Source organism: Massilia sp. NBRC 108631 (assembly GCF_059704565.1).
Genome location: NZ_BAAKJE010000047.1, coordinates 23729 through 50240 on the forward strand (window position 1 = coordinate 23729; position 26512 = coordinate 50240).

Below are 26512 nucleotides of genomic sequence, written 5' to 3' on the forward strand. Positions count from 1 at the left end.
TTAGAGCAATTGGTGTGCCAGGTCCTAAACCGGCCTTTTGCATGTAATCTGCGCCAATTTTCGTCACTTCGGCCCCGTCTGGCTGACGATTTTTGTCAGCCGGGCTGCCGAAGTTTGGCAGTTGACGATTTTTGTCAGGCTAAATCTTGTTTGAATGCCATCTGCGTGCCGCTCAGGTCAAGCACGTCGCCGTTTTGCAGGCGTTGGGGCTGCCTGCCAAGGGCGGCGCCGTTCAGGGTGGCGATGGCGTCGCCGTCGGCTTGCACCACGGAATAGCCGTCCGCCGCGCGCGAGACGACAATCACCTGCACGCCGGGCCGGCCCAGCGTGGTCAGCGGTTTGGTCAGCGCCAGTTGCTTGCCCGCGTTGGCGCCGTTCAGCACTTCAATGCGGCCAAGCGCGGCAGGGGGTAATGCTGCGGACAGCGCGGCAGGCGCCGCAGCGGCGGCGGGCGTGGACGCGTTTGCGGCCGCCGGAGCGGAGCCCGGGCGGTATGGAGGGGCGACCGGGATGGTGACGCTCTCGCCCATCGGTGCGGGAACCGGGCGCACGCCGTCGGCCAGGTATTCGATCCGGTATCTGGCGATCTTGATGGTGTCCTGGTGCTGCAGGAAGTGCTTGCCCACGCGCTGGCCGTTGACGAAGGTGCCATTGGTGCTGCGCAGGTCTTCCAGGAAGGATTCGTCGAGGATGGTGGTGATGACGGCGTGCTCGCCGCTGACGGCCGGATGGCTCAGCACGATGTCGTTGCGGCTGCGGCGGCCGATGCTCATCCGTTCCCGGCTCAGCGGGACTTCCTGTTCCACCACGCCGTCGCGCGAAATGATGATCTTCCCCAAGCAAAATCTCCAGGCAATAAAAAACGGGGAGCCTAAGCTCCCCGTTATTATTCACTAAAACAGTGAATTACAGCATTGCCTTCAGCAGACGCGCCATTTCGGACGGGTTCTTGGTGACGGTGATGCCGCAGGCTTCCATGATTTCCAGCTTGGCTTGCGCGGTGTCTGCGCCGCCGGAGATCAGCGCGCCGGCGTGGCCCATGCGCTTGCCCGGAGGAGCGGTGACACCGGCGATGAAGCCCACTACCGGCTTCTTCATGTTGTCCTTGATCCAATATGCAGCATTGGCTTCGTCCGGACCGCCGATTTCGCCGATCATGATGACCGCGTCGGTATCCGGATCGTCGTTGAAGGCCTTCATGATGTCGATGTGCTTCAGACCGTTGATCGGGTCGCCGCCGATGCCAACTGCCGACGACTGGCCCAGACCCAGGGCGGTCAGCTGTGCCACTGCTTCATAGGTCAGGGTGCCCGAACGGGAAACCACGCCGATGCGGCCCTTGCGGTGGATGTGGCCTGGCATGATGCCGATCTTGATTTCGTCAGGGGTGATCAGGCCTGGGCAGTTAGGGCCCAGCAGCAGGGTCTTCGAGCCGGCTTTGGCCATGCGGTCCTTCAGGGCCATCATGTCGCGGACAGGAATGCCTTCGGTGATGCAAATGGCCAGGTCCATTTCGGCTTCCACGGCTTCCCAGATGGCGGCAGCTGCGCCTGCTGGTGGAACGTAGATCACGGAAACGTTGGCGCCGGTTTCTTTTTTCGCTTCGGTTACGTTAGCGAAAATTGGAATGCCTTCGAAGTCTTCGCCGGCTTTCTTCGGGTTCACGCCTGCGACGAAGGCATTTTTGCCGTTCGCGTATTCGCGGCACATACGGGTGTGGAACTGGCCGGTCTTGCCGGTGATGCCTTGGGTGACGACTTTGGTGTCTTTATTGATCAGAATGGACATGTTGATTCCTTAATTAAGCTTGACCGGCTGCAGCGGCGACAACGCTCTTGGCTGCATCTTCCATGGTGTCGGCTGCGATGATAGGCAGACCGGATTCGGCCAGCATCTTCTTGCCCAGGTCTTCGTTGGTGCCCTTCATGCGCACCACCAGAGGCACTTTCAGCGAAACGGCTTTCGATGCGGTGATCACGCCTTCGGCGATCACGTCGCAACGCATGATGCCGCCGAAGATGTTCACCAGGATCGCTTTCAGCTCTGGGTTCTTCAGCATGATCTTGAACGCTTCGGTGACTTTCTCTGCAGTGGCGCCGCCGCCTACGTCCAGGAAGTTGGCTGGCTCGCCGCCGAACAGCTTGATGGTGTCCATGGTGGCCATGGCCAGGCCGGCGCCGTTCACCAGGCAGCCGATGTTGCCGTCCAGGGAGATGTAGGCCAGGTCGAATTTCGATGCTTCGACTTCGGCTGGATCTTCTTCGTCCAGGTCGCGGTAGGCGACGATTTCCGGCTGGCGGAACAGGGCGTTGGCGTCGAAGTTGAACTTGGCGTCCAGGGCGATCACTTTGCCCGAACCGGTCAGGATCAGCGGGTTGATTTCGGCCAGCGATGCGTCGGTTTCCCAGTAGGCTTTGTACAGGCCTTGCAGGTTGGCGACGGCGTCGGCGATCGAACCTTCCGGTACGCCGATCTTGGCGGCGATGCCGGCCGCTTCAGCGTCGGTCAGGCCAACTGCAGGATCGATGGCGATGGTGTGGATCAGTTCTGGGTGGGACTCGGCAACTTCTTCGATGTCCATGCCGCCTTCGGAGGAAGCCATCAGCACGACGCGCTGGGTAACACGGTCGGTTACCAGGGATACGTACAGTTCTTTCTTGATGTCCGCGCCTTCTTCGATCAGCAGGCGGCGTACTTTCTGGCCTTCAGGGCTGGTCTGGTGGGTCACCAGCTGCATGCCCATGATCTGGTCAGCGTATTCTTTCACTTGTTCCAGGGACTTGGCTACTTTCACGCCGCCGCCTTTGCCGCGGCCGCCAGCATGGATCTGCGCTTTGACTACCCAAACCGAACCGCCCAGCGTCTCGGCAGCTTTGACTGCGTCGTCTGCGGACAGGCACGGGATACCGCGCGGAACCGTCACTCCGAATTTTCGGAGGATTTCTTTGCCCTGATACTCATGGATTTTCATGCTGGCTTCCCTTCTGATTGAAACTGATGTTTAAAGTTTATGTTTAAAAAACTAGGATAGTGCGTGCGCTAGGCCAACTCGGGTTTGGCTACCCAACGCGGGTAAAACTGGGCAACTGCCCCGCCGTCGGTGCGGAGGGCGTGGCATTTGTCGAGCTGGAAAGGCTTTTCATGCGGAACGTTGTCGCTAGCCGCATCATGCGTCGGCCAGACATCGTTAGCGAAGGCCTGGACTGCCGCCGTTGGCAGGATCTGGGCCAGTTCCGTCAGATGGGTGCAGCCGGCGATGCCATGCAGGCGCTGCTTGAGTTCATGCCGGAATCCTTTCATCAGGTTCAGTCCCACCAGGGCCGCGTAAGCAGGGCCGATGGTGTTGCAAAAACCGGGATAGGGAACCGCGTCAGAGACGGCTTCGGCGGCAACGATGTTCAGTTGGCGGTCTACCGTAATGCGTAAGGAGAGGTCGTGCAGGGGCATGCCGCCGTCGCGCACGCCGGAGGCGAGCTTGGTGGCGTTTACTTTGATGTCGGTGATATGGGCGTCGAGATCCCATAGCCCATCCTCGCGCGCGAACGCCTGGATGTCTATTGCGCGCGTGTGCCGCAGCGCACGTCGGGAGACTGGAGTTGACAGGGACATAAGACCGATGCCGCTCGCGCGGCCAAATTTAGTAAGCAGCCTTGCACTATTCTCTTAACAAGAATGCACGTTGCCGCAGCTTCTACGGACAACCACCGCACCCGCGGTGCTGCAAAAACCCCAAAAGTGTAGCACACCCAAGCGCGACTTGCGACGTGGCATATAACAAGTAGTTGCAAATCCTTAGCCGCCGCAGGGACTTTTACGCTTGCGCACGGGCGTCAGTATTCATCGAGGTCGACGCCTTTCATAGCGGCCTGGATGGCCTTGGAGGAGAAGCCGCGCTGCAGCAGGAAACGCATTTGCTTGTTGCGTTCCTGGGCGTCCTGCGGCAGTTCGCCGAACTTGCGGCGCCACACTTCGCAGCAGCGCGCGGTTTCGTCTTCGGCCAGGCCGGCCTTCAGTTCGTTCAGCGCGTCGCCCTTGATGCCGTTCTGCTGCAGCTCGGCCACGATGCGGGCGTTGCCGTAGCGCGCCGAGCGGCGGTGGATCAGCGATTCGGCGTAGCGTTCCTCGGACAGCCAGTTGTTCTTTTCGAGGAAGTCGAGCAGCGCTTCGATATCGTCGCCCTCTTCCGCGTGGCGCGCCAGCTTGCGCGCCAGCTCCGTGCGGCTGTGCTCGCGCGCGGACAGCAGGCGCAGCGCGCGGGCTTTGAGGCTGACGGGAGGCATGGGCATATGTGAAAAGGGCGGACCGACCGGTCCGCCCCTGGTTTTATTCTACGGCTTTGAGCTTGGGCGCAGGGTCGGCGCCCATGGCCGGCAGCGCGCGCACGCCGAGCGAGGCGCGCACCTTGTTTTCAATCTCGTGCGCCAGTTCGGGACGCTCCACCAGGAAGGTGCGGGCGTTGTCCTTGCCCTGGCCGATGCGTTCACCGTTGTAGCTGTACCAGGAACCGGACTTCTCGACGATCTTCGCTTCCACGCCCAGGTCGATGATTTCGCCTTCGCGCGAGGTGCCCGCGCCGTACAGGATGTCGAAGTGCGCTTCCTTGAACGGCGGCGCGATCTTGTTCTTGACGACCTTGACCTTGGTTTCGTTGCCGATCACCTCGTCGCCCGACTTGATGGAGCCGGTGCGGCGGATGTCCAGGCGCACGGAGGCGTAGAACTTCAGCGCATTGCCGCCGGTGGTGGTTTCGGGCGAACCGAACATCACGCCGATCTTCATGCGGATCTGGTTGATGAAGATGACCAGGGTGTTGGTGCGGTTGATGGAGCCGGTCAGCTTGCGCAGCGCCTGCGACATCAGGCGGGCTTGCAGGCCCGGCAGCGAGTCGCCCATGTCGCCTTCGATCTCGGCGCGCGGCGTCAGCGCGGCGACGGAGTCGACCACCACCATGTCCACGGAACCGGAGCGCACCAGCGCGTCGCAGATTTCCAGCGCCTGTTCGCCCGTGTCCGGCTGCGAGATCAGCAGCTCGTGCAGGTTCACGCCCAGCTTCTGCGCGTAGCCCACGTCCAGCGCGTGCTCGGCGTCGATAAAGGCGCAGGTGCCGCCCAGCTTTTGCATTTCAGCGATGGTTTGCAGGGTCAGCGTGGTTTTACCCGACGATTCCGGGCCGTAGATTTCCACTACGCGGCCGCGCGGCAAGCCGCCTACGCCCAGCGCGATGTCCAGGCCCAGCGAGCCGGTGGAGACCACCTGCACTTCTTCGATCGGCGCGCTGGCGTCCATGCGCATGACGGAGCCCTTGCCGAACTGCTTTTCGATCTGAGCCAGTGCGGCGGCCAGGGCCTTGGCTTTTTCGGCTGCGGGTACTGCGCCTTTTTTATCGTCCATGATTAATCTTTCGGCAAGAGGTTGGTCTGTACAGGTGGTACTGTATAAAAAACCAGTGCTTTTTGCAAGCACTGTTTTCAACGGAGTTTGCAGCAGATCAAAAGCTAGCCACCTTGAGAGAAATGAAACACAATGGAAGCTTCTGAAGCCGGGTGACATTATGCGTATTTTACTTGCCGAGGACGACAGCGTACTGGCCGACGGGCTGACCCGTTCGCTGCGCCAGTCCGGTTATGCGATCGACTGCGTGAAGAACGGGCAGGAGGCCGACACCGCCCTGTCCACCCAGGAGTTCGACCTGCTGATCCTGGACCTGGGCCTGCCCAAGCTGTCCGGGCTGGAAGTGCTGCGCCGCCTGCGCGCGCGCTCCTCGCTGCTGCCGGTGCTGATCCTGACGGCCGCCGACTCCATCGAGCAGCGCGTCAACGGCCTGGACCTGGGGGCGGACGACTACATGGCCAAGCCTTTCGCGCTGTCCGAGCTGGAGGCGCGGGTGCGCGCGCTGACCCGGCGCGGCCAGGGCGGCGGCTCCACCATCATCAAGCACGGCCCGCTGAGCTACGACCAGGTGGGCCGCTCGGCCTACATCAACGACCAGATGCTGGACTTGTCGGCGCGCGAACTGGGCCTGCTGGAGATATTGCTGGCACGCACCGGTCGGCTGGTGTCCAAGGAACAGCTGGTGGACCACCTGTGCGAATGGGGCGAGGAAGTGAGCAACAACGCCATCGAAGTCTACGTGCACCGGCTGCGCAAGAAGATCGAGGTGGGCGGCGTGCGCATCGCCACCGTGCGCGGGCTGGGCTATTGCCTGGAAAAATACAGCGAAACGCCGCGCGGCGAGGCCAAGTAAGCCGTGGACCAGCGCGACGCCGGCACGCTCAAAGAGCAGGACGAGGAAGAGCTGTCCTGGCAGGAGCCCGCCGGCGCCGGCAAGGAAGACGATATCCAGCACTCGCTGTTCGGCGAGATCCTGGACTGGATGCTGGCCCCGCTGCTGCTGCTGTGGCCGATGAGCATCGCGATCACCTACCTGGTGGCCAAGTCCATCGCCAACCAGCCCTTCGACCACGCGCTGGAAGACAGCGTGACCGTGCTGGCGCAGCAAATCCACGAAGTAAACGGCAAGCTGGCGCCGCGCCTGCCCGGTTCGGCGCGCGACATCCTGCGCGCGGACGATGTCGACAGCGTGTACTTCCAGATCGTCGGCCCCAACGGCGCCTACGTGGACGGCGACCGCGAACTGGCGCCGCCGTCGGAGGAGGACCGGGTCAAGCCCGGCCTGGTGCAGTTCCGCAACGGCAACATGCACGGCACGCCGATCCGCATCGCCTATTCCTGGGTCGGGCTGGAGGACCAGGGCGCGGAGGAATCGCGGCTGGCACTGGTGCAGGTGGCCGAGACGCTGGAAAAGCGCGCCAAGCTGGCCAATGAAATCATCAAGGGCGTGATCCTGCCGCAGTTCATCGTGCTGCCCATCGTGCTGGCCCTGGTGTGGTTCGCGCTGGCGCGCGGCCTGTCGCCGCTGGCGCAGTTGCAGGAGCGCATCCGCGCGCGCAGTTCGGACGACCTCAGCCCCATCGATTCGCGCCAGGTGCCGGAGGAGATCACGCCGCTGGTGCGCTCGCTCAACGAGATGCTGAGCCGGCTGTCGCTGTCGATCGAGATGCAGAAACGCTTCATCGCCGACGCCGCCCACCAGATGAAGACGCCGCTGGCCGGCATGCGCATGCAGTCCGAGCTGGCGCTGCGCCAGACCGACCAGGACGAGATCCACCGCTCGCTGGAGCAGCTGGCGAAAAGTTCGGAATCGGCCACCCGGCTGGTAAACCAGCTGCTGGCCCTGGCGCGCGCGGAAAACCAGCCGCAGGCCGGCGCCGCGCTGCTGCCGGTGGACCTGGCCGAGCTGGCGCGCAGCGCCGTGCGCGACTGGGTGCCGGCCTCCTTCAACTACCGCATCGACCTCGGCTTCGAGGCGCCGGCCGACGGCGACGTGCCGATCGAGGGCAATCCCACCATGCTGCGCGAGGCGCTGTCCAACCTGATCGACAACGCGCTGCGCTACACCCCGGCCGGCGGCGCCGTCACGGTGCGGGTGCGGCGCTCCGAGCGCGAGGGCGTGGTGGAAGTGGAAGACACCGGGCCCGGCATTCCGCCCGCCGAGCGCCCCCATGTTTTCGAACGCTTCTACCGCATCCTCGGCAGCAGCGCCGAGGGCAGCGGACTGGGGCTGGCCATCGTGCGCGAGATCGCGCACCAGCACGGCGCCGACATCGACATTTTCAGCAACCCGCGCAGCAACAACGCCAAGCTGCCCGGCAGCCTGTTCCGCCTGAGCTTCCCGCTGCGCGCGGCCGACGGCGAACCCGATCCAGAAGAGCCTTACTATGGTTAAGCCCGCAGACCACGCCGCGCCGCCCGCCCCGGCCGGCGCCGATCCCGGCGCGCTGCGCGCGCGGCGCGCCCTGCACTGGCGCAAGACGCGCCGCGTCACCACTGCCCTGCTGCTGCTGTGGCTGGCCACCAGCTTTGGCGTGGTGTTTTTCGCGCGCGAGCTGACCGGGCTGATGCTGTTCGGCTGGCCGCTGTCGTTCTACCTGGCGGCGCAGGGCGCTTCGCTGGTCTACCTGGCCATCATCGGTCTCTACGCCTGGCGCATGCGCCGGCTGGACCGCCAGTTCCACGCCGCCGCGCCGCCGGCCGCGCCGCCGGCCGGAGAGCACGCATGAGCGCCAAGCCCGGTTACTTCAGGCGCCTGTCGCGCTACTACCTGACCTTCTCGGCCGGCTTCGCCTGCTTCCTGGTGGCGCTGGCGGTGCTGGAGAACGAGGGCATGCCGCGCGTGTGGATAGGCTATCTGTTCATGCTGGCCACCATCACGCTGTACGCGGCCATCGGCCTGGTCAGCCGCACCTCCAACGTGGCCGAATACTACGTGGCCGGTCGGCGCGTGCCGGCCATGTTCAACGGCATGGCCACCGCCGCCGACTGGATCTCGGCGGCCAGCTTCATTTCCCTGGCCGGCACCCTGTACCTGCACGGCTTCGACGGTCTGGCCTACGTGATGGGCTGGACCGGCGGCTACTGCCTGGTGGCGCTGCTGATCGCGCCCTACCTGCGCAAGTTCAGCCAGTACACCATCCCCGACTTCCTGGCCGCGCGCTACGGCGGCCCGCACCACGGGCGCTATGTGCGCATCATGGCGGTGGCGGCCACCATCGTCGTCTCCTTCATCTACGTGGTGGCGCAGATCTACGCGGTGGGCCTGATCGCCTCGCGCTTCACCGGGGTGGACTTCTCGGTCGGCATTTTCCTCGGCCTGGCCTCCATCCTGGTGTGCTCCTTCCTGGGCGGCATGCGCGCCATCACCTGGACCCAGGTGGCGCAATACATCATCATCCTGGTGGCCTTTCTGCTGCCGGCCATGTGGCTGTCGGCCAAGCACAGCGGCAACCCGATCCCGCAAGTGGCTTACGGCAAGCTGCTGCCCACGCTGGGCGCGCGCGAGGCCAGCCTGGCGCACGATCCCAGGGAACAGGAGGTGCGCGCCATCTTCCTGCAGCGCGCCAACGACTACGGCCAGAAGCTCGACGGCCTGCCGGCCAGCTGGGACGCCGGCCGGGTGGAAGCGCAGCGCCGGCTGGACGCGGTCAAGCAGCGCAACGCCACGCTGCTGGACATCCGCGCGGCGGAAAAGGCCCTGATCAACTATCCGAAAACCGTCGAGGAAGCGGCCGCCGCCTGGGACGCCGCGCGCGCCTACAACCTGCGCCGCGCGGCGCCGCCCACGCCGCACGCCGAGCCCTTCCCGGCGCAGGACCGGGCCCAGTCGGACACCAAGCGCAACAACTTCCTGGCGCTGGTGTTCTGCCTGATGGTGGGCACGGCCGCCCTGCCGCACATCCTGATGCGCTCCTACACCACGCCGTCGGTGCACGAAACCCGAGTGTCGGTGTTCTGGACCCTGTTCTTCATCCTGCTGATCTACCTGACCATCCCGGCGCTGGCGGTGCTGGTGAAGTTCGACGTCTACACCGCCATGGTCGGCAGCGACTTTGCCAAGCTGCCCACCTGGGTGTCCTACTGGGCCAACGTGGACAAGCTGCATCCGCTGATCAGCATCGCCGACGTGAACCGCGACGGCATCGTGCAGCTGGCCGAGATCGCCATCGACGGCGACGTGCTGGTGCTGGCCACGCCCGAAATCGCCGGCCTGCCCTACGTGATATCGGGCCTGGTGGCGGCCGGCGGCCTGGCCGCCGCGCTGTCCACGGCGGACGGACTGCTGCTGGCCATTTCCAACGCGCTGTCGCACGACATCTATTACCGCATCGTCGATCCCAGCGCCTCGACCCAGAAGCGGGTCACCATCTCCAAGCTGCTGCTGCTGGCGGTGGCCTTCATCGCCGCCTACGCCGCCTCCACCAAGCCGGCCGACATCCTGTCGCTGGTGAGCGCGGCGTTCTCGCTGGCCGGCTCGACCATGTTCCCGGCGCTGGTGCTGGGCGTGTTCTGGCCGCGCGCCAACCGCCAGGGCGCGGTGGCCGGCATGGTGGCGGGCTTCGGCGTGTGCCTGTACTACATGCTGCACGCCAATCCCATCCTGGGCGGCAGCGCGGCCGGCCAGTGGTTCCACATCGCGCCGGTGTCGGCCGGCATCTTCGGCGTGCCGGCCGGCATGCTGGCGATGGCCGTGGTCAGCCTGCTGACGGCGCCGCCCGGGCGCGACACCCAGGCGCTGCTGGCCCATATCCGTTCACCGGAGCAAAACTAGGCAAACGCGGCGGGAAATGTTATTGTGTGGAAATTATCTAATTTGCAACCGCACTAGCCCGACCGTATGCCTACCTTCCAGCCCATGTGCGCCGCTGCGGCCTGCATCTTCGCCGCCGCGCCCGGCTTGGCAAGCTCGGCAGTCACGGCAGCTCCGGCCGCCCTGGCGGCAGACCGCCCCCTCCCCGCCGCCAGCTTCTTCCAGCCGCCGGCCGTCAGCGCGGCGGCCCTGTCCCCCGGGGGGCACTTCCTGGCGATCCGGGAAGCCGGACCGAAGCGCCAGCAAGTCAGCGTGATCGATTTGCGCGACAACAGCCGCACGGTGGCGGCGCGCTTCGCCGACGCCGACGTGGGCGAGTTCCGCTGGGTCAACGACGAGCGCCTCCTGTTTACTGCGGGCAACCGCTATGCCGAACGCTACTCGGAACGCTACGCGCCAGGCCTGTTCGCGGTCAACCGCGACGGCAGCGGCTACCGGCAACTGGCGGCCCGCACCAGCCGGGCGGTCCGGTCCGAAACCGCCACCCGCCTGTTGCCATGGCATACCTTCATGCTCGACGACGCCGGCGCGCAGGACTCGGACTGGGTCTATGTCGCCGACGTGCGCCACGCCGGCGCAGGCTATGGCTACAGTGCCCGGCTGCTCAAGCTCGACACCGTCACCGGCGACCGGCAGGAGATCGACTCGCCACCCGGCGTGGCGCGCTACCTGCTCGACGCGCAGGGCGAGCCGCGCCTGGGCGTGGCGGGCACCCAGGGCGACACCGGTATCTATTACCGTCAACCGGCCACCGGCAAATGGGAAGTGGTGGCCAGCTTCAAGACATTTACCGGCAGTGAAGACAGCTTCGACCCGCTGGTCTTCCTGCCCAACGGCAAGCTGCTGGCCCGCGCCAACCGGGACAACGACAAAAGCGGCGTGTATGTGTTCGATCCGGACGCGCGGCAACTACTTGACAAGCGCTGGCTCGCGTTGCCGGGCCGCGATTTCGAAGGCGAGTTCATCGTTGGCAAGAACGGGGTGCGCGGCCTGCGCTACGCGGGCGACGACCAGGGCATGTGGTGGGACGACGCGGCCTTGAGCGCGATGCAGAAGGCCATCGACAGCCTGCTGCCCGACACCCGCAACCTGGTGGAACTGCCGGCCCGCGCCGCCACCGCCTGGGTGCTGGTGCAATCGTTCTCGGACCGCCAGCCGGCCGTCTACTCGGTGTTCAACACCGGCACCGGGGCACTGGTGCGCGTGGCCGAGAGCCGTCCCGCCATGGCGCCGCAGCAGATGGGCACGCAGCGCATGGTGCGCTACAAGGCGCGCGACGGCCTGGACATTCCCGCCCTGCTGACCTTGCCTGCCGGGCAGGCCGCGCAGCTGCCGCTGGTGGTGCTGGTGCATGGCGGGCCGGCAGTGCGCGGCACGCTGTGGGGCTGGAACGCCGAGACCCAGTTCCTGGCCTCGCGCGGCTATGCCGTGCTGGAGCCTGAATATCGCGGCAGCACGGGCAACGGCTACGCCCACTACCGCGCCGGATGGCAGCAATGGGGACTGAAGATGCAGGACGACATCGCCGATGGCGCCAGCTGGGCTGTCGGGCAAGGCATCGCGGACGGCAAGCGCATCTGCATCGCCGGCGGCAGCTATGGCGGCTATGCCGCGCTGATGGGCCTGGTAAACGATCCGCAGCTGTTCAAGTGCGGCATAGCCTGGGCCGCCGTCACCGACATCCAGCTGCTGTACGACGGCCACTGGCGCTTCAATGCCAACTTGTCCAAGGACTTCCAGCAATACGGCATGCCCACGCTGCTCGGCGACCCGGTCACGCACGCCGAGCAGTTCAAGGCCACCTCGCCGCTGCAGCAGGCCGCGCGCATCACCCAGCCGCTGCTGCTGGCCTACGGCGACGACGACCGGCGCGTGCTGCCGGTGCACGGCGAACGGCTGCGCAAGGCGCTGCGCGCGGCCGGCAACCAGCAAGTGGAATGGATCGAGTACGAAGACGAGGAGCACGGCTGGAGCAAGCCGGCCACCCGGGTCGACTTCTGGACCCGGGTCGAACAATTTCTGGGCCGCCACATCGGCCCCCGCCAGGCAGCACCAGCCAAGGAGTAAGCCATGCGCAGCCATCCCCTCCAGTCCGCGCGCCTGATCCTGTGCGCGGCGCTTGCCGCGCCGGCCCTGGCCGCCTCGGCCGCGACACCGCCGCCCGCCGGGCATTTCTTCGAAAGCCCCAGCTTCAGCCGGCCCAAGCTGTCGCCCGACGGCAAATATGTGGCCTTCACCGGCAGCCGCGAAGGCGGCCGCGCCGCCCTGTACGCGCTGGAACTGGCCACCCGCAGCGTGAAGGGCGTGGCGCGCTTCGACAATGTCGACATCGATGACTTCGAGTGGGTCAATCCGCAGCGCCTGGTCTTCGACACGCGCGACGCCAGCGTGCCGGCCGGCGACCGCAGCAGCGCCCCCGGCATGTTCGCCGCCAACGTGGACGGCAGCGGCTACCGCATGCTGGTGGACCCCAGCTTCACCCCGGCCAGCGAAACCGGCAGCATGGTCAAGCAGCGCGCGCTGCCCTACAACACTTACCTGCTGGGCCAGCAGGGCGCGCAGGACAGCGACTCGATCTATGTGCGCCGCGCCAACTGGAACGAACTGACCTGGGATCTGGACAACTACGACCTGCTGCGCCTGAACACCGTCACCGGCAAGGCCGACGTGCTACCGCGCCCGGCCAAGGTGCTGAGCTGGCTGCTCGACGCGCAGGGCGAACCGCGTGTGGCCATGTCGGACCAGGACGGCACCGCCACCGTGCATTTCATGGACCCGGCCGGCAAGGCCTGGCGCCAGCTGGCCAGCTTCCCGTCCTACGGCGACTCGCCCGGCAACTTCTGGCCGGTCGGCCTGGCCTCGGACGGCAAGCTGTACGTGAGCAGCCGCGCCGGCAAGGACAAGGAGGCGCTGTACCTGTACGACGCGGCAAAGCAGCAGCTCGCCGCCGAGCCGCTGGTGTCGCTGGCCGACTATGACTACCAGGGCAGGATGATCTACAGCGGCGGCAAGATCGTCGGCCTGGAGCTGTTGTCGGATGCGCGCAGCACAGTCTGGCTGGACGCGCGCATGAAGGCGGTGCAGGCGGACGTGGACGCCAAGCTGCCGGGCCTGGTGAACCTGGTGCGCCCGGCGCTGCGGCCGCAAACGCCGTGGATGCTGGTGACCTCGTATTCGGACCGCCAGCCCAAGATCTACTACGTGTACAACGCCGACACGCAGGAGCTGGGCAGGTTGGGCGCGGCGTACGGCCGCATCGACCCGGCCGCCATGGGCCAGCAGGACCTGGTGCAGATCAAGGCGCGCGACGGCCTGGCCATCCCGGCCTGGCTGACGCTGCCGGCCGGCGGCGGCAAGCAGCTGCCGCTGGTGGTGCTGGTGCACGGCGGGCCTTTCGTGCGCGGCAACGAGTGGGGCTGGGACGAGCAGGCACAGTTCCTGGCCTCGCGCGGCTACGCGGTGCTGGAGCCCGAGTTCCGCGGCAGCACCGGCTTCGGCTCGCGCCATTTCCGCGCCGGCTGGAAGCAATGGGGCCTGGCCATGCAGGACGACATCGCCGACGCCGCCACATGGGCCATCGCGCAGGGCCACGCCGACCCGCAGCGCATCTGCATCGCCGGCGCCAGCTACGGCGGCTACGCCACCCTGATGGGCCTGGCGAACAACCCGGAGCTGTTCAAATGCGGCGTGCAGTGGCTGGGCGTGACCGACCTGGCGCTGCTGTACAAGGACCACTGGAGCGCGATCTCCGATACCGACGAGGGCTGGCGCCAGTACGGCATGCCGCAGCTGGTGGGCGATCCGGTGCAGGACGCGCAGCAATTGCGCGACACCTCGCCGGTCCACCGCGCCGCGCGCATCCGGCAGCCGCTGCTGATGGCGTACGGCAGCGAGGACCGCCGCGTGCCGCTGCCGCACGGGCGCAGCTTCCACGCGGCCGTGCAGGCCCACAACCCGGCGGCCGAACTGGTGGTCTACCCGGGTGAAGGCCACGGCTGGTCGCTGACCCGGACCCGCATCGACTTCTGGACCCGGGTGGAGAAGTTCCTGGGCCAGCACATCGGCCCCCAGCCGTGATCCAAGCTTTGTTATATTGATAATTTTACAATCGGAAGGATAACCATGCAGCGTTTGTTCCAACGCACCATCCTGGCCGCCGCGCTGTCGCTGGCGGCGCTGGGCGCCCCGTTCGCCTGCGCCGCCGCGCCGTCCGCCACGGCGGCCGCCCTGCCGCCGGTTGAGGACTTCTTCAGCACGCCCGAGTTCAGCAGCCCGACCCTGTCGCCCAGCGGCCGCTACCTGGCCGCGCGCCTGGGCGGCAAGGGCCAGCGCGACCGCCTGGCCGTGCTGGACCTGAAGGACAACAGCGCCAAGGTGGTGGCGCAGTTCAGCAATGCCGACATCAGCAGCATCACCTGGGTCAACGATGAGCGTATCGCCTTCGATTCGACCGACCGCACGCTGGCGCCGGGCGACGAAAAGTCCGGCCCCGGCCTGTACGCCGTCAACCGCGACGGCAGCGGCTACAAGCAGCTGGTCAACCGCAACATCGCCTACGACCACCCGTCCCCGGCGGCCAAGCTGGTGCCGTCCAACGTCGTCCTGCTGCAGCAGCGGGGGCCGCAGGACAGCGAGTTCGTCTACGTCCTCAGTCCGCAATACAGCGCCGGCGGCATCGACTATGTCGACCTGCTGCGCCTGAACACGCTCACCGGCAAGGCCAGCCAGGTCAGCCGTCCCGGCCCGACGCGCGCCTGGCTGCTCGATTTCAAGGGCAACGCGCGGGTGGCCCTGACGCTCGACCGCGACCAGGCGGCCATCCACTACCTGGACCCGGCCACGGAAAAATGGCGCCAGCTGACCGCGTTCCCCGCCTATGCCGAGCTGAACAGCTTCACGCCGGTGGGACTGGGACCGGACGGCACCCTGTATGTCAGCGCGCGCGCCGGGCAGGATAAGACGTCGCTATACAGCTACGATATCGCCAGCGGCAAGCTGGCCGCCAAGCCGCTGGTGACGGTGGCCGATTATGACTTCGCAGGCAGCCTGATCATGGACAAGGACAAGCTGCTCGGCGTGCGCTACTCGGCCGACGCCGTCGACACGGTGTGGCTCGATCCGGCCATGAAGGCGATGCAGGCGCGGATCGACGCCCTGATGCCGCACACCACCAACCTGGTGACCTTGCCGCGCCGCCCGGAAACCCCGATGGTGCTGGTGACGGCTTACTCGGACAGCCAGCCGTCCAGCTACTACCTGTACGACCGCGAAAAGAACAAGCTGGACCGCGTGGGCAGCAGCTATCCGAAGATCGATGCGGGCGCCATGGGCAAGCAGGCCGTGGTGCGCTACGCTGCGCGCGACGGGCTGCAGATCCCCGCCCTGCTGACGCTGCCGCCCGGCCGCAGCAAGCATTTGCCGCTGGTGGTGCTGGTGCATGGCGGCCCGTACTCGCGCGGCAGCAGCTGGGGCTGGAATCCGCACACCCAGTTCCTGGCCACGCGCGGCTACGCCGTGCTGGAACCGGATTTCCGCGGCAGCACCGGCCTGGGCGACGCGCACTTCCGCGCCGGCTGGAAGCAGTGGGGCCTGAAGATGCAGGACGACGTGGCCGACGCGGCCAAGTGGGCGACCGCGCAAGGCATCGCCGACGGCAAGCGCATCTGCATCGCCGGCGCCAGTTACGGCGGCTACGCTGCGCTGATGGGCCTGGTCAACGACGGCGACCTGTACCAGTGCGGCATCAACTGGGTGGGCGTGACCGATATCGCGCTGATGTACAGCGCCAAGGGCAAGTGGCATATCCGCCCCGACCTGAGCGACGACTGGAAGCAGTACGCCATGCCGCTGCTGGTGGGCGATCAGGACAAGGACGCCGCCCAGCTGAAGGCCACCTCGCCGCTGCAGCAGGCCGCGCGCATCCAGCGTCCGCTGCTGATGGCGTACGGCGGCGCCGACCGCCGCGTGCCCCAGGAGCACGGCACGCAGATGCGCGACGCGCTGCAGGCCGCAGGCCAGGCGCCTGAATGGGTGCTGTACCCGGACGAGGGGCATGGCTGGAAACTGACCAAGACCCAGATCGATTTCTGGACCCGCGTGGAACGCTTCCTGGATAAAAACATCGGCCCTGCGAAAGGAGCGCAATGATGCGTATCGCCCATTTGCACCTGGCCCTGCGCACCGCACTGCCGGCCGCCCTGGCAGCCCTGCCCGGTCCGGCCGCCGCCGCGCCGCCCGCCATCGAAAGCTTTTTCAACCACCCCAGCTTCAGCGACGCGGAATTGTCGCCGGACGGGCGCTACGTGGCCTTCAAGGTCAACAACGGCAAGGAACGCGACGGCCTGGCCGTGGTGGAGCTGGACACCCGCAAAGTCAGCGGCGTGGCGCGCTTTAGCGACGCCGACATCGGCAAGTTCCAGTGGGTAAACAACCAGCGCCTGGTGTTCGATACGGTGGACCTTGCCGAAGCGCCCGGCGCCGTGCGCTACGCGCCGGGCATGTATGCCGCCAACCGCGACGGCAGCGACATGCGCCAGCTGGTGGAACGCGCCACGTACGCGCGCGACAGCACGCAAACCAGCATCCGCACGCGGGTGCTGCCGTTCAACGTCTACCTGCTGTCCCAGGTGGGCGCGCAGGACTCCGATTCCATCTACGTGCAGCGCGCCAATTTCAACGAGGTGCGCAACGAGGTGAAGAGCTACGACCTGCTGCGCATGAACACCGTCAACGGCGCAGTCGAAACGCTGACGCGGCCCGGCGAGGTGCAGAGCTGGCTGCTCGACCAGAACGGCGCGCCGCGCCTGGTGCTGACCGAAGAACAGGACAAGACCTCGGTAATGTACCTGGACCCGGCGCAAAACAGCTGGCGCAAGCTGGCCAGCTTCGCGAGCTATGGCCTCACGACCGGCGTCTTCACGCCGCTCGGTTTCGGCGCGAACAGCAAGCTGTACGTCAGCGCGCAGCACGGCAAGGACAAGCGCGGCCTGTACACCTACGACCTGGCCAGGTCCGGCATGGACAAGGATGCGCTGCTTGAGCTGGCCGACTACGACTTTTCCGGCGCACTGGTGTACAGCCAGGGCCGCATGGTGGGCGTGGAACTGCTGAGCGACGCGCGCGGCACCACCTGGCTCGATCCTGCCATGGCGGCAGTCCAGCAGGCCGTCGATGCGCTGCTGCCGGACACCGCCAACATCGTGCGCCCGCCGCGGCGGCCGCAATCGCCATGGATGCTGGTGGAGGCGTTTTCCGACAAGCAGCCGGCGCTATACCTGGTGTACAACACCGAGACCAAGGCGCTCAGCAAGATCGGCGCCGCCCAACCGGCAGTCGACCCGGCAGCGATGGCCCAGCAGGACCTGCACCGCGTGACGGCGCGCGACGGCCTGGTGATCCCGACCTGGCTGACGCTGCCAAAGGGCAGCGAGAAGCAGGCGAAGAAAATGCTGCCCATGGTGGTGCTGGTGCACGGCGGCCCGTATGTGCGCGGCAACGAATGGCAGTGGGAAGCGCAAGCGCAGTTCCTGGCCTCGCGCGGCTACGCGGTGCTGCAGCCGGAGTTCCGCGGCAGCACCGGCTTTGGCGCGCGCCACGCCCACTCGGGCTGGAAGCAATGGGGCCTGGCCATGCAGGACGACGTGGCCGATGCCACCCGCTGGGCGGTGGCGCAAGGAATAGCCGATCCCAAGCGCATCTGCATCGCGGGCGCCAGCTACGGCGGCTACGCCACGCTGATGGGCCTGGTCAAAGATCCGCAGCTGTACCAGTGCGGCATCAGCTGGGCGGGCGTGTCGGACCTGACCATGCTGGCCAGCCAGAACAACCGCTTCGTGTCCGACATGGGCGACACCTACCGCCAGTTCGGCTTGCCGGTCCTGCTGGGCGACCCGGTCAAGGACGCGGCGCGCTTCAAGGCCACCTCCCCGCTGCAGCAGGCGGCCGCCATCCACCGTCCGGTGCTGCTGGCGCACGGCGGCGCGGACCAGCGCGTGCCGGTGGCGCAGACCAAGCTGCTGTACGACGCGCTCAAGCCCGGCAGCCCGGACAGCGAGCTGGTCATCTACGGCGACGAGGGCCACGGCTGGACGCTGCCCAAGACCCGCGTCGACTTCTGGGGCCGGGTGGAGAAATTCCTGGACCGCCACATCGGCCCGAACGCAGCGCGCTAGGGCCTGCGCACACGCAGTGGAAGCGCGCGCCGCACTCAACGGCGGCAAGCTACGCTCTCTCATCATTAAAGGGGAGAGCGGCTATGGGATTGAAAGTGTTGCAAGGCGGTCTGCAAGGCGTCGCTGCGCTGCTGTTCGCGCTGATGTTGACGGCGCCAGCGGAGGCCGAGGTGCCGGTCCGCAGGTTCTTTGAAAAGGCCCCGGTCAGCGGCGCCAAGCTTTCGCCCTCCGGGCGCTATCTGGCGCTGCGCACCGGCGGCTACCGTACGCGCGACGGCCTGTCGGTGATGGAACTGGACACCGGCAAGCTGCAAGTACTGGCGCAGTACGACGAAGCCGACGTGAACCAGTTCATGTGGATCAGCGACGAGCGCCTGGTCTACAACCTGGGCGACAAGTCGACCGCCATTGGCAACCGGTACTACGCGCCGGGGCTGTTCGCCGTCAACCGGGACGGCAGCGGCGAGCGGCAGCTGGTTTCCCGCGACGGCCAATCCAGCGAAGTTCATGGCAGCGCCCCGGGCGAGATACTGCCCTACAACACCTACTTTCTGGATCAGCCGCCCGGGCGGGACAACAACACGGTCCATGCCGCACGGGCCCAATGGGACAACAAGGGCACCTCCGTCAGTTTTGAGCTGCTCCAGATCGACACCTTGAGCAGAAACACCAGCGTTGTGTCCTTGCCGGCACCGATGCATGGATTGCTGCTCGATGCGCAAGGCCGGCCGCGTCTGACGCTCTCGGTTATGAACGGCAAGAGCACCTACTACTATCTGCAGCCCGACAGCGACAGCTGGCGCGTGCTGGCCAGCTTCGACGCCGCTGGGGAATCAGCCAGCAGTTTCGACCCGGTCGCATTTAGCCCCGATGGCAAACTGCTGGTCAGCACGCGTGCCGGAGGCGACAAGCTGGCCTTGCGCCGCATGGACCCGGCTACCGGTGAATTGGAACGTGATGCGCTGGTCGCACTGCCGGCCTTCGATTTCAGCGGAGTACCCGTGCTGAGCAACGGAAAATTGCTCGGCTACGAAGTGCTGGCCGACGGGCGCACCATGGCCTGGCTGGACGAGGACATGAAGGCGGTGCAAAAGCACATCGATACGCTGGCGCCAGGCCTGATCAACCTGGTGACGCCGCCGCTGCGCCCGCAATCGCCGTGGCTGCTGGTGCGCAGCTACTCGGACCAGCAACCGATGGTCTACATGGTGTATCGCCGCGACACCGGGAAGCTCACCACCATTGCCGCCACCCGGCCGGCCATCCGGCCCGACGACATGGGGCAGAAGGACTTGAAATGGCTCAAGGCGCGCGACGGCTTGCCGCTGCCGGCCTGGCTGACACTGCCCAGTGGCAGGAAAAAAAGCCTGCCGATGGTGGTGCTCGTGCATGGCGGTCCCTGGCAACGGGGCGGCGAGCTGCAATGGGACGAGCAAGCGCAATTCCTCGCCTCGCGGGGCTACGCCGTGCTGGAGCCCGAATTCAGGGGCAGCACCGGCTATGGCAACAGGCACTTCCGCGCCGGCCTCAAGCAGTGGGGCCTGTCGATGCAGGACGACGTGGCGGACGCGGCGCGCTGGGCCATCGAGCAGGGCATCGCTGACCCGCAGCGTATCTGCATCGCCGGTGCCGGCTACGGCGGCTACTCCGCCTTGATGGGCCTGTTGAAAGATCCACAGTTGTTCAAATGCGGCGTCAACTGGGCCGGCGTGACCGACATCGCGCTGATGCAACAGGAAGATCGGTTTGAACCGTACTACCTGCCTGTGGACTGGCGCGGCCCCGGCATGCCGGCGCTGGTGGGCGACTTGAAGCAAGATGCAGCGCAGCTGGCAGCCACCTCGCCACTGCAGCAGGCATCGCGCATCCGCCAGCCCCTGCTGATGGCTTACGGCAGCACCGACAGACACGTTCCACTCAGCCACGGCCGCAGCCTCTACAAAGCGCTCAAGGCCCATAATCCGCAAGCCGAGCTGATGGAGTACGAGAACAAGGAGCACAGCTGGGACATTCCCCAGACCAAGATCGACTTCTGGAGCCGGGTGGAGAAATTCCTGGCCCGGCAAATCGGCGGGGCCGCCAAAGCCGAGTAAAAACGGAGTAAGCTGGCGGCAGTCCACTCACGAGGAGATACGCATGCCGTCGGGAAAAATTCTGGTCGCACAGGGAGGCGGTCCCACCGCCGTCATCAACCAGTCGCTGGTGGGCGTGGTGCTGGAGGCGCGCCGCTTCCAGCATGTGACGCGGGTGTACGGTGCGCTGCACGGCGTGCGCGGCATCGTCAACGAGGACTTCGTCGACCTGACCCAGGAAACCAGCCACAACCTGGAGATGGTGGCCGCCACGCCCTCCTCCGCGCTCGGCTCCACCCGCGACAAGCCGGACGCGGCCTACTGCGAGCAGATCTTCGAAGTGCTGCGCGCGCACGAGATCGAGCACTTCTTCTACATCGGCGGCAATGACTCGTCCGACACGGTGCGCATCGTCAGCGAGCGCGCCAGGGCGGCCGGCTACCCGCTGCGCTGCATCCACATCCCCAAGACCATCGACAATGACCTGGTGGGCAGCGACCACACGCCCGGCTTCCCTTCGGCGGCGCGCTTCGTGGCGCAAGCGTTCGCCGGCGCCAACCTGGACAACGCCGCGCTGCCCGGGGTCTACGTGGGCGTGGTGATGGGGCGCCATGCCGGCTTCCTGACGGCCGCCTCCGCGCTGGGCAAGAAGTTCCCCGACGACGGCCCGCACCTGATCTACCTGCCCGAGCGCGTGTTCTCGCTGGAGCAGTTCCTGGCGGACGTGCAAGCCACTTACGCGCAGTACGGCCGCTGCGTGATCGCGGTGTCCGAAGGCATCCACGACGCGTCCGGCGAAGCCATCGCCACCCTGCTGGCCAAGGAGGTGGAGCGCGACGCGCACGGCAATGTGCAGCTGTCGGGCACCGGCGCGCTGGCCGACCTGCTGTGCGACCAGATCAAGGCCAGGCTGGGCATCAAGCGCGTGCGCGGCGACACCTTCGGCTATCTGCAGCGCTCCTTCATCGGCTGCGTGTCGGACGTGGACCAGCGCGAGGCGCGCGAAGTGGGCGAGAAGGCGGTGCAGTTCGCCATGTGGGGCGATCGCTGCGGCTCGGTGGCTATCAAGCGCACCGGCTACTATTCGGCCGACTACGTGCTGCTGCCGCTGGCCGACGTGGCGGGCAAGACGCGCACCATGGAGGACGAATTCATCACCGCCAGCGGCACCGGCGTGACGGACGCCTTCCGCCTGTACCTGCGGCCCCTGCTCGGCTCCGGCATGCCGGACGCGTTCCGCCTGCGCCCGGCGCCGGTGGCCAAGATCCTCAAAAAGTGAGGTGGGCGAAGGTCTTGTTGACGATGCGCCACGCGCCGTCGGCCAGGCGCAAGGTCAGGTATAGGTGGTAATTGAATCCCAGCATGGGCGAATGCAGCCGCACAGTGGCGATGCTGCCCATGCTGTCCACCGACAGCACCCGCATGCGGTACGGCTCGCCCAGCGACTGTGGACTGGCGCGGCTGGCCACGCCTGCCAGGTAGGCGGCGATGGTCTTGAAGTAGGGCTGGCCGTCGATGTCGCCGTAGACCTGGGCCTCGGGCGCGAACAGCGCCGCCAGGGCGGCGCTGTCCCCTTCATATACGCCGCGCAGATAGCCTTCGGCCACGGCGGCGATCCCGGCGATGTCGGCCGCTGCGGGCCGCGTGGGTGGCTGGTTCATCTCATGCTCCTTTCAAAAAGGGGAACACGCCGGCTGGCGCCCTCCCCGTGCCGCAGCGCTATGCGGCGGCAGCGACGTGCTGCAAGGTTGCCTGCAATTGCTGCTCCAGCTTGTCGGCATGGGCATAGCCGGGGCTGATCTCGTACAAACCGTCGCCGGTGTCCAGCAGCAGCGCGGGGAAGCTGCGGATGCCCAGCGAACGCACATGCGAGAACTCGGCCGCCGTCACGGCGATGGCCGCCGCGCTATTCCACTCCGCATGCAGGGCGGCGGCCGGCACCGCGTGGCCGGCCTTGGCCAGCGCCGCCGACGCCACCTCGGCCAGCACCGCGCCGTCGGTCGTGTCCAGGCCGTCGACATAGAACGCATGCTGCAGGGCGCGGAACACGGCCAGCTGGTCGGCCTGCGGCGCCACGCGCCGCACCGCCACCACAGCGCGGCAAATCGGCTCGGTGTCGTAGACGAAGTTCTCGCGCGCCAGGAACGCGGCGCGGTTGAACGGCAGGCCGCTGCTGTCCTCGACCCGGGCCCAGTGGCCCAGGCGGAATTGCTTGCCGGTGTCGTCCAGCAGGTCGGTGGCGCCGGCCCGCACGCCGCCCACCAGGATCTGCAGTTCCAGCTCCGGGTGGCGCTGCGTCAGCGCGGTCAGCTCTTTGCCAAAGCCGTAGCACCACGAGCACATCGGGTCGCCGGCGAAGACCAGTTTCATGACTTGTCTCCCAGCTTGGCCGCCGCGCGGGCTGCCGCTTCGCGCGCGCGCATGGTGACCACGTTCTCGCGGTTCACGCCCCAGCTGTCCATCTCCACTTCGTCGATGATGACGAAGGTGGTGGCCGGGTTCTTGTTCAGCACGCGCTGCAGCAGGTCGGTTGCGCCTTCGATCAGTTCCAGCTTCTGCGCAGCGGTGGCGCCTTCCTTGGTGATGCGGATATTTACGTACGGCATGGTGATTCTCCTTGGGGTGAAGTGATGGGCGGTGGGGGTGCTTACCAGGTGCCGGCCGCTGCGCCGCCGTCGACCACGGCCACGGTGCCGCTGACGAAAGACGAGTCGGTCAGGTACAGCACGGCGTTGACGATGTCGTCGGTCTCGCCGACGCGGTTGGCGGGCGACAGGCCTTTCAGGAAGTGCTGGGTGCCTTCGTCGGTGCCGTGCATCGGGGTGCGGATAATGCCGGGCGCCACCGCGTTGACTTGCACATTGGAGCCGGCCAGTTCAATCGCCAGGCCGCGCGTGGCGTGGTTCAGGCCGCCCTTGATCAGGATGGGCAGCAGCGCGTTGACCTTGGCGTTGGGCTGCTCGGCGATGGCAGCGGTGATGGTGACGATGTGGCCGGCCTGGTTGGCGCTCATGTGGCGCGCGGCCTGCTGCGACGGGTAGAAGAAACCCATCAGGTTGGTGCCGACAATGGTGTTGACTTCTTCTTCCGTGTAGTCGCCCACGGCCTTGGGCAGGAAGATGCCGGCGTTGTTGATCAGGATGTCCACCTTGCCGAACGCGGCAACGGCTTGCTCGAACAGCGCGGCGGCGGTGGAGGCCAGTGCGATGTCGCCGGCCACCGGCAGGAAGTTGGCGGGGTTGCCCAGCTGGGCGGCGGCGGTCTGCAGGCCGTCGGCGCTGCGGGCGTTGCCGACCACGTTGTGGCCGCGCGCCAGGTAAGCCTTGGCGATGGCAAAGCCGATGCCGCTCGATGCGCCGGTGACGATGACGGTTTTGTTGCTGTTCATGGTGTGCTCCAGTTCAGGTTTGAGAGGGTTACCGCTGGGTTTGTTTGCGGCATGAACACACTTTACTTATTCCATCCGGGCCAATAAATGGCTAATATGGAACATGACTTAATACACGGTGTAATCTATGCAGCGTAACTTCGACGAAATGCAGCTCGGCACCATCGAGCTGTTCTGCCAGGCGGCGGAACTGGGCAGCTTCACGGCGGCGGCCAACCAGAGCGGCGTGACGCCGGCGGCGGTGAGCCGCTCGATCGCGCGGCTGGAGGAGCGGCTGGGGGTGCGCCTGTTCGTGCGCACCACGCGCCAGATCCGGTTGACGGACGGCGGCCAGCGCTACTACGAGCAGTGCCGCGAGGCGCTGGACCGGCTGCTCGAGGCGGAGCGGGAAGTCACCGGCGCGCAGATGGCGCCGGCGGGCCCGCTGCGCATCAGCGTGCCCACGCCCTACGGCCACTACCGGCTGCTGCCCATGTTGCCCGAGTTCCGTGCGCTGTATCCGGAGGTGACGGTGCAGGTCCACATCAGCAACCGCAACATCGATTTCGCCGACGAAAGCTACGACATGGTGGTGCGCGGACGCGACCCGGCCGATTCATCGCTGATCGCGCGCAAGCTGGAGGATGCGGAACTGGTGCTGGTGGCGGCGCCGGCCTACCTGAGACGCGCTGGCGCGCCCAAGTCGCTGGACGAGCTGAAACAGCACGAGTGCATCCAGTTCGACCTGCCCAGCAGCGGGCGCAAGATCCCGTGGCAGTTCAAGGTGGACGGCAAGCAGATCGACATGATGACCAGCGGCGGCTACACCTGCGCCGAAGACGTGCTGGGCATCGTGACCCTGGCGCGCGCGGGCGCGGGGCTGGTGCAGACCTACCGCTACATCGTCGAGCGCGACCTGGCGGACGGCTCGCTGGTGGAGCTGCTGCCGCAGTTCGGCGGCACCTCGCGCCCCTTCATCCTGCTGTACCCGCACGCGCGCCACCTGTCGCTGCGGGTGCGCGCCTTTGTCGATTTCATGACGGGGCGCCTGGGGCAAGCCGCGCCCCGGGAGCGGGTGTAACACGCGCCGGGCAGGGCCGGCGGCCCTTGGCGGCTTATTTGCGGTAGGCGGCGGTGGCGCGGCCGAGGTTGTCCTCGATGGCGCCGGGTTGCTGCAAGCCCTGCTCCACCAGCGCTTTCAGGCGCTGCTGGGTGGCGGGACGCTTGACCGAGGCGATGAAGGCGTCCCAGCCCGGCTGCATTTCGGCGTCCGGCGGCAGGCTGGCCAGGTTCACCAGCGCCTTGGTGTCGACGATGGCGGCGCGCTCGAAGGAGGCGATGCGGCGCGCCATGGTGTCGACGAAACCGTCCAGCTCGGCATCCGGCAGCGAACGGTTCACGTAGCCGTAGCGCTCGGCCACGTCGCCGTTGATGTCGTCCGAAGCCACCAGGATTTCCAGCGCGCGGCCGCGTCCCACCAGGCGCGGCAGGCGCGCCATCGGGCCGCCGCCCGCCACCAGGCCGGCGCCCACCTCCCACTGCGACAGCACGGCTTTTTCGCGGCTGGCGAAGCGCATGTCGGTGGCCAGTATCAGCTCGCTGCCGATGCCGGTGGCGCGGCCGCGGATTGCCGAGATGGTGACGATCGGCAGGCGGGCGATGCGCACCATGAGGTCCGGCACCGGGTGCATGCCGGTGGGGCCGGGCGCCATGCCGGTCGATTCTTCCAGCGGGGTAAGCAGGTCGTAGTGGGCGATGAAACTGCCGGGGATGGCGCTGTCGAACACCACCACCTGCACCTGCTGGTCGGCTTCGATGGCTTCCACGATCCGGACCAGTTCGCGTACTTCCTTCGGGCCGACGATGTTCAGCGGCGCGTTGGCGAAGGTCACTTTCCAGTATGCCGGCGTGACGCGGGTCAGGCGGATCTTGGCGTCCGGCGCTTCGGCGCCAATCGGGGCGGCGCTGATCGGGGCGGCGCTGGCGGCAGGCGCCTTCGGTGCGGCAGCCTGGGCGGCGCCGGCGAAGCTCGCGGCAAGGGTGGCGGCGGCGAAGGCGGCCGCCAGCGCACCGGCGATGCGTTTGATGGCGAAGGTCATGATGGTCTCCTCAGGCCAGGCGTGCCGTGACTTGGCGGATGCGTTCGCCGAACAGGCGCGCGGTCTTCAGGTCGCCGGCGGGGATTTCGTCCACTGCGGCGTCGGACGGGGTGGCGGTGGCCAGGCCGGCAAAGGAGGACAGGTAGTTGACGTCGTCGCGGTGCGCGCTCTTGGCGTTGCTCGGCATCATGCCGGTACCGGCCCACAGCATGCCGTGCTGCTGCGCCAGGGTGAACAGGGTGTACAGCGTGGTCTGCTTGTCGCCCGCCACCGAGGCCGAGTTGGTGAAGCCGGCCGCCAGCTTGTCCTTCCAGCCCTGCTTGAACCACACCGACGAGGCGGTGTCGGCAAAGCGCTTGAACTGCCAGCTCACGTTGCCCATGTAGGTGGGCGAGCCGAAGATGATGGTTTGCGCCTTGGCCAGCAAGTCCCAGCCCGCTTCAGGCAGCTGGCCTTCGGCGTCGATGGCCAGCAAGGTGGCGCCGCTGCCTTCGGCAACTGCCTCGGCGATCCTGGCGGTGTGGCCGTAGCCGCTGTGGTACACGATGACGATGTGCGAGTTCATGATGGTTCTCCAGGTTGTGATGGTGGGGTTTCCT

Annotated in this window: 23 protein-coding genes; 11 read left to right on the forward strand and 12 right to left on the reverse strand. The window is 66.6% G+C overall.

Annotated features, from left to right (window positions below; all coding sequences use genetic code 11):
- Window positions 1–134 precede the first annotated feature (134 nt).
- The 6 genes from AC6H42_RS04795 to recA all read right to left on the reverse strand — a co-directional run bounded on the left by AC6H42_RS04795 (window position 135) and on the right by recA (window position 5391).
- A complete protein-coding gene (locus AC6H42_RS04795; RefSeq protein ID WP_057152955.1) occupies window positions 135–839 on the reverse strand; it encodes an FHA domain-containing protein in 705 nt (234 codons plus the stop codon).
- Between the two features lie 67 nt (window positions 840–906).
- Window positions 907–1788 (reverse strand): succinate--CoA ligase subunit alpha, encoded by an 882-nt coding sequence (sucD, locus tag AC6H42_RS04800; protein ID WP_056401948.1) that lies wholly within the window; start codon window positions 1786–1788, stop codon window positions 907–909.
- A gap of 13 nt (window positions 1789–1801) precedes the next feature.
- Window positions 1802–2971 carry an ADP-forming succinate--CoA ligase subunit beta gene (gene sucC / locus AC6H42_RS04805; RefSeq protein WP_497547511.1) on the reverse strand — a complete coding sequence of 390 codons (1170 nt, stop codon included), beginning with the start codon at window positions 2969–2971 and terminating at the stop codon, window positions 1802–1804.
- Between the two features lie 68 nt (window positions 2972–3039).
- The gene (locus tag AC6H42_RS04810; RefSeq protein ID WP_057152951.1) at window positions 3040–3609 is read right to left on the reverse strand and encodes a DUF2889 domain-containing protein; all 570 of its coding nucleotides are present in this window, start codon (window positions 3607–3609) and stop codon (window positions 3040–3042) included.
- A 221-nt stretch (window positions 3610–3830) separates the two neighbouring features.
- Window positions 3831–4286 carry a recombination regulator RecX gene (gene recX, locus AC6H42_RS04815; RefSeq protein WP_057152949.1) on the reverse strand — a complete coding sequence of 152 codons (456 nt, stop codon included), beginning with the start codon at window positions 4284–4286 and terminating at the stop codon, window positions 3831–3833.
- Between the two features lie 37 nt (window positions 4287–4323).
- Entirely contained in the window at window positions 4324–5391 is a 1068-nt protein-coding gene (gene recA / locus AC6H42_RS04820) for a recombinase RecA (protein WP_057152947.1), read from the reverse strand.
- A gap of 160 nt (window positions 5392–5551) precedes the next feature.
- Here recA and AC6H42_RS04825 point away from each other — a divergent pair, with 160 nt between their 5' ends.
- The 10 genes from AC6H42_RS04825 to AC6H42_RS04870 all read left to right on the forward strand — a co-directional run bounded on the left by AC6H42_RS04825 (window position 5552) and on the right by AC6H42_RS04870 (window position 21726).
- Window positions 5552–6244 (forward strand): response regulator, encoded by a 693-nt coding sequence (locus AC6H42_RS04825; protein ID WP_497547512.1) that lies wholly within the window; start codon window positions 5552–5554, stop codon window positions 6242–6244.
- A 51-nt stretch (window positions 6245–6295) separates the two neighbouring features.
- Window positions 6296–7786, forward strand: coding sequence for a sensor histidine kinase (locus AC6H42_RS04830; protein WP_497547555.1), 1491 nt, complete (start codon window positions 6296–6298; stop codon window positions 7784–7786).
- Complete coding sequence (locus AC6H42_RS04835; RefSeq protein WP_057152943.1) at window positions 7779–8120, forward strand: DUF4212 domain-containing protein; 342 nt, start codon at window positions 7779–7781, stop codon at window positions 8118–8120. The genes AC6H42_RS04830 and AC6H42_RS04835 overlap by 8 nt, the downstream gene beginning before the upstream one ends.
- Complete coding sequence (locus tag AC6H42_RS04840) at window positions 8117–10165, forward strand: sodium:solute symporter family protein (protein WP_057152942.1); 2049 nt, start codon at window positions 8117–8119, stop codon at window positions 10163–10165. The genes AC6H42_RS04835 and AC6H42_RS04840 overlap by 4 nt, the downstream gene beginning before the upstream one ends.
- A gap of 66 nt (window positions 10166–10231) precedes the next feature.
- Window positions 10232–12271: an alpha/beta hydrolase family protein gene (locus tag AC6H42_RS04845; RefSeq protein WP_229418017.1), complete on the forward strand. Its 2040-nt coding sequence runs from the start codon at window positions 10232–10234 to the stop codon at window positions 12269–12271.
- A gap of 3 nt (window positions 12272–12274) precedes the next feature.
- Complete coding sequence (locus tag AC6H42_RS04850) at window positions 12275–14281, forward strand: alpha/beta hydrolase family protein (RefSeq protein ID WP_497547513.1); 2007 nt, start codon at window positions 12275–12277, stop codon at window positions 14279–14281.
- 45 nt (window positions 14282–14326) lie between these two features.
- Window positions 14327–16351, forward strand: a complete 2025-nt coding sequence (locus tag AC6H42_RS04855) for an alpha/beta hydrolase family protein (protein WP_497547514.1) — start codon at window positions 14327–14329, stop codon at window positions 16349–16351.
- Window positions 16348–18375 carry an alpha/beta hydrolase family protein gene (locus tag AC6H42_RS04860; RefSeq protein ID WP_229418016.1) on the forward strand — a complete coding sequence of 676 codons (2028 nt, stop codon included), beginning with the start codon at window positions 16348–16350 and terminating at the stop codon, window positions 18373–18375. The genes AC6H42_RS04855 and AC6H42_RS04860 overlap by 4 nt, the downstream gene beginning before the upstream one ends.
- An 83-nt stretch (window positions 18376–18458) precedes the next feature.
- Window positions 18459–20468, forward strand: a complete 2010-nt coding sequence (locus AC6H42_RS04865) for a S9 family peptidase (RefSeq protein WP_082551477.1) — start codon at window positions 18459–18461, stop codon at window positions 20466–20468.
- 43 nt (window positions 20469–20511) lie between these two features.
- Window positions 20512–21726 (forward strand): 6-phosphofructokinase, encoded by a 1215-nt coding sequence (locus tag AC6H42_RS04870; protein WP_497547515.1) that lies wholly within the window; start codon window positions 20512–20514, stop codon window positions 21724–21726.
- Here the strand turns inward: AC6H42_RS04870 and AC6H42_RS04875 are convergent.
- Genes AC6H42_RS04875 through AC6H42_RS04890 form a run of 4 tightly spaced genes read right to left on the reverse strand, consistent with a single transcriptional unit; the run spans window position 21716 to window position 23835 of the window.
- Window positions 21716–22108 carry a nuclear transport factor 2 family protein gene (locus tag AC6H42_RS04875; RefSeq protein ID WP_497547516.1) on the reverse strand — a complete coding sequence of 131 codons (393 nt, stop codon included), beginning with the start codon at window positions 22106–22108 and terminating at the stop codon, window positions 21716–21718. The two genes, AC6H42_RS04870 and AC6H42_RS04875, sit on opposite strands and share 11 nt — an antisense overlap.
- A 58-nt stretch (window positions 22109–22166) precedes the next feature.
- The gene (locus AC6H42_RS04880; protein ID WP_057152933.1) at window positions 22167–22817 is read right to left on the reverse strand and encodes a DsbA family protein; all 651 of its coding nucleotides are present in this window, start codon (window positions 22815–22817) and stop codon (window positions 22167–22169) included.
- The gene (locus tag AC6H42_RS04885; RefSeq protein WP_057152931.1) at window positions 22814–23053 is read right to left on the reverse strand and encodes a tautomerase family protein; all 240 of its coding nucleotides are present in this window, start codon (window positions 23051–23053) and stop codon (window positions 22814–22816) included. The genes AC6H42_RS04880 and AC6H42_RS04885 overlap by 4 nt, the downstream gene beginning before the upstream one ends.
- A 41-nt stretch (window positions 23054–23094) precedes the next feature.
- The gene (locus AC6H42_RS04890) at window positions 23095–23835 is read right to left on the reverse strand and encodes an SDR family NAD(P)-dependent oxidoreductase (RefSeq protein ID WP_497547517.1); all 741 of its coding nucleotides are present in this window, start codon (window positions 23833–23835) and stop codon (window positions 23095–23097) included.
- Window positions 23836–23962: 127 nt separating this feature from the next.
- On the opposite strand from AC6H42_RS04890, the gene AC6H42_RS04895 reads away from it, so the two are divergent.
- On the forward strand, window positions 23963–24895 hold the full coding sequence (locus AC6H42_RS04895) for a LysR family transcriptional regulator (protein WP_497547518.1): 933 nt from the start codon (window positions 23963–23965) through the stop codon (window positions 24893–24895).
- Between the two features lie 34 nt (window positions 24896–24929).
- Here the strand turns inward: AC6H42_RS04895 and AC6H42_RS04900 are convergent, their stop codons facing one another.
- Together AC6H42_RS04900 and AC6H42_RS04905 are read right to left on the reverse strand one after the other, a co-directional pair.
- Entirely contained in the window at window positions 24930–25913 is a 984-nt protein-coding gene (locus tag AC6H42_RS04900) for an enoyl-CoA hydratase/isomerase family protein (protein WP_082551475.1), read from the reverse strand.
- Between the two features lie 10 nt (window positions 25914–25923).
- Entirely contained in the window at window positions 25924–26478 is a 555-nt protein-coding gene (locus AC6H42_RS04905; protein ID WP_057152925.1) for a flavodoxin family protein, read from the reverse strand.
- Window positions 26479–26512: the final 34 nt, after the last annotated feature.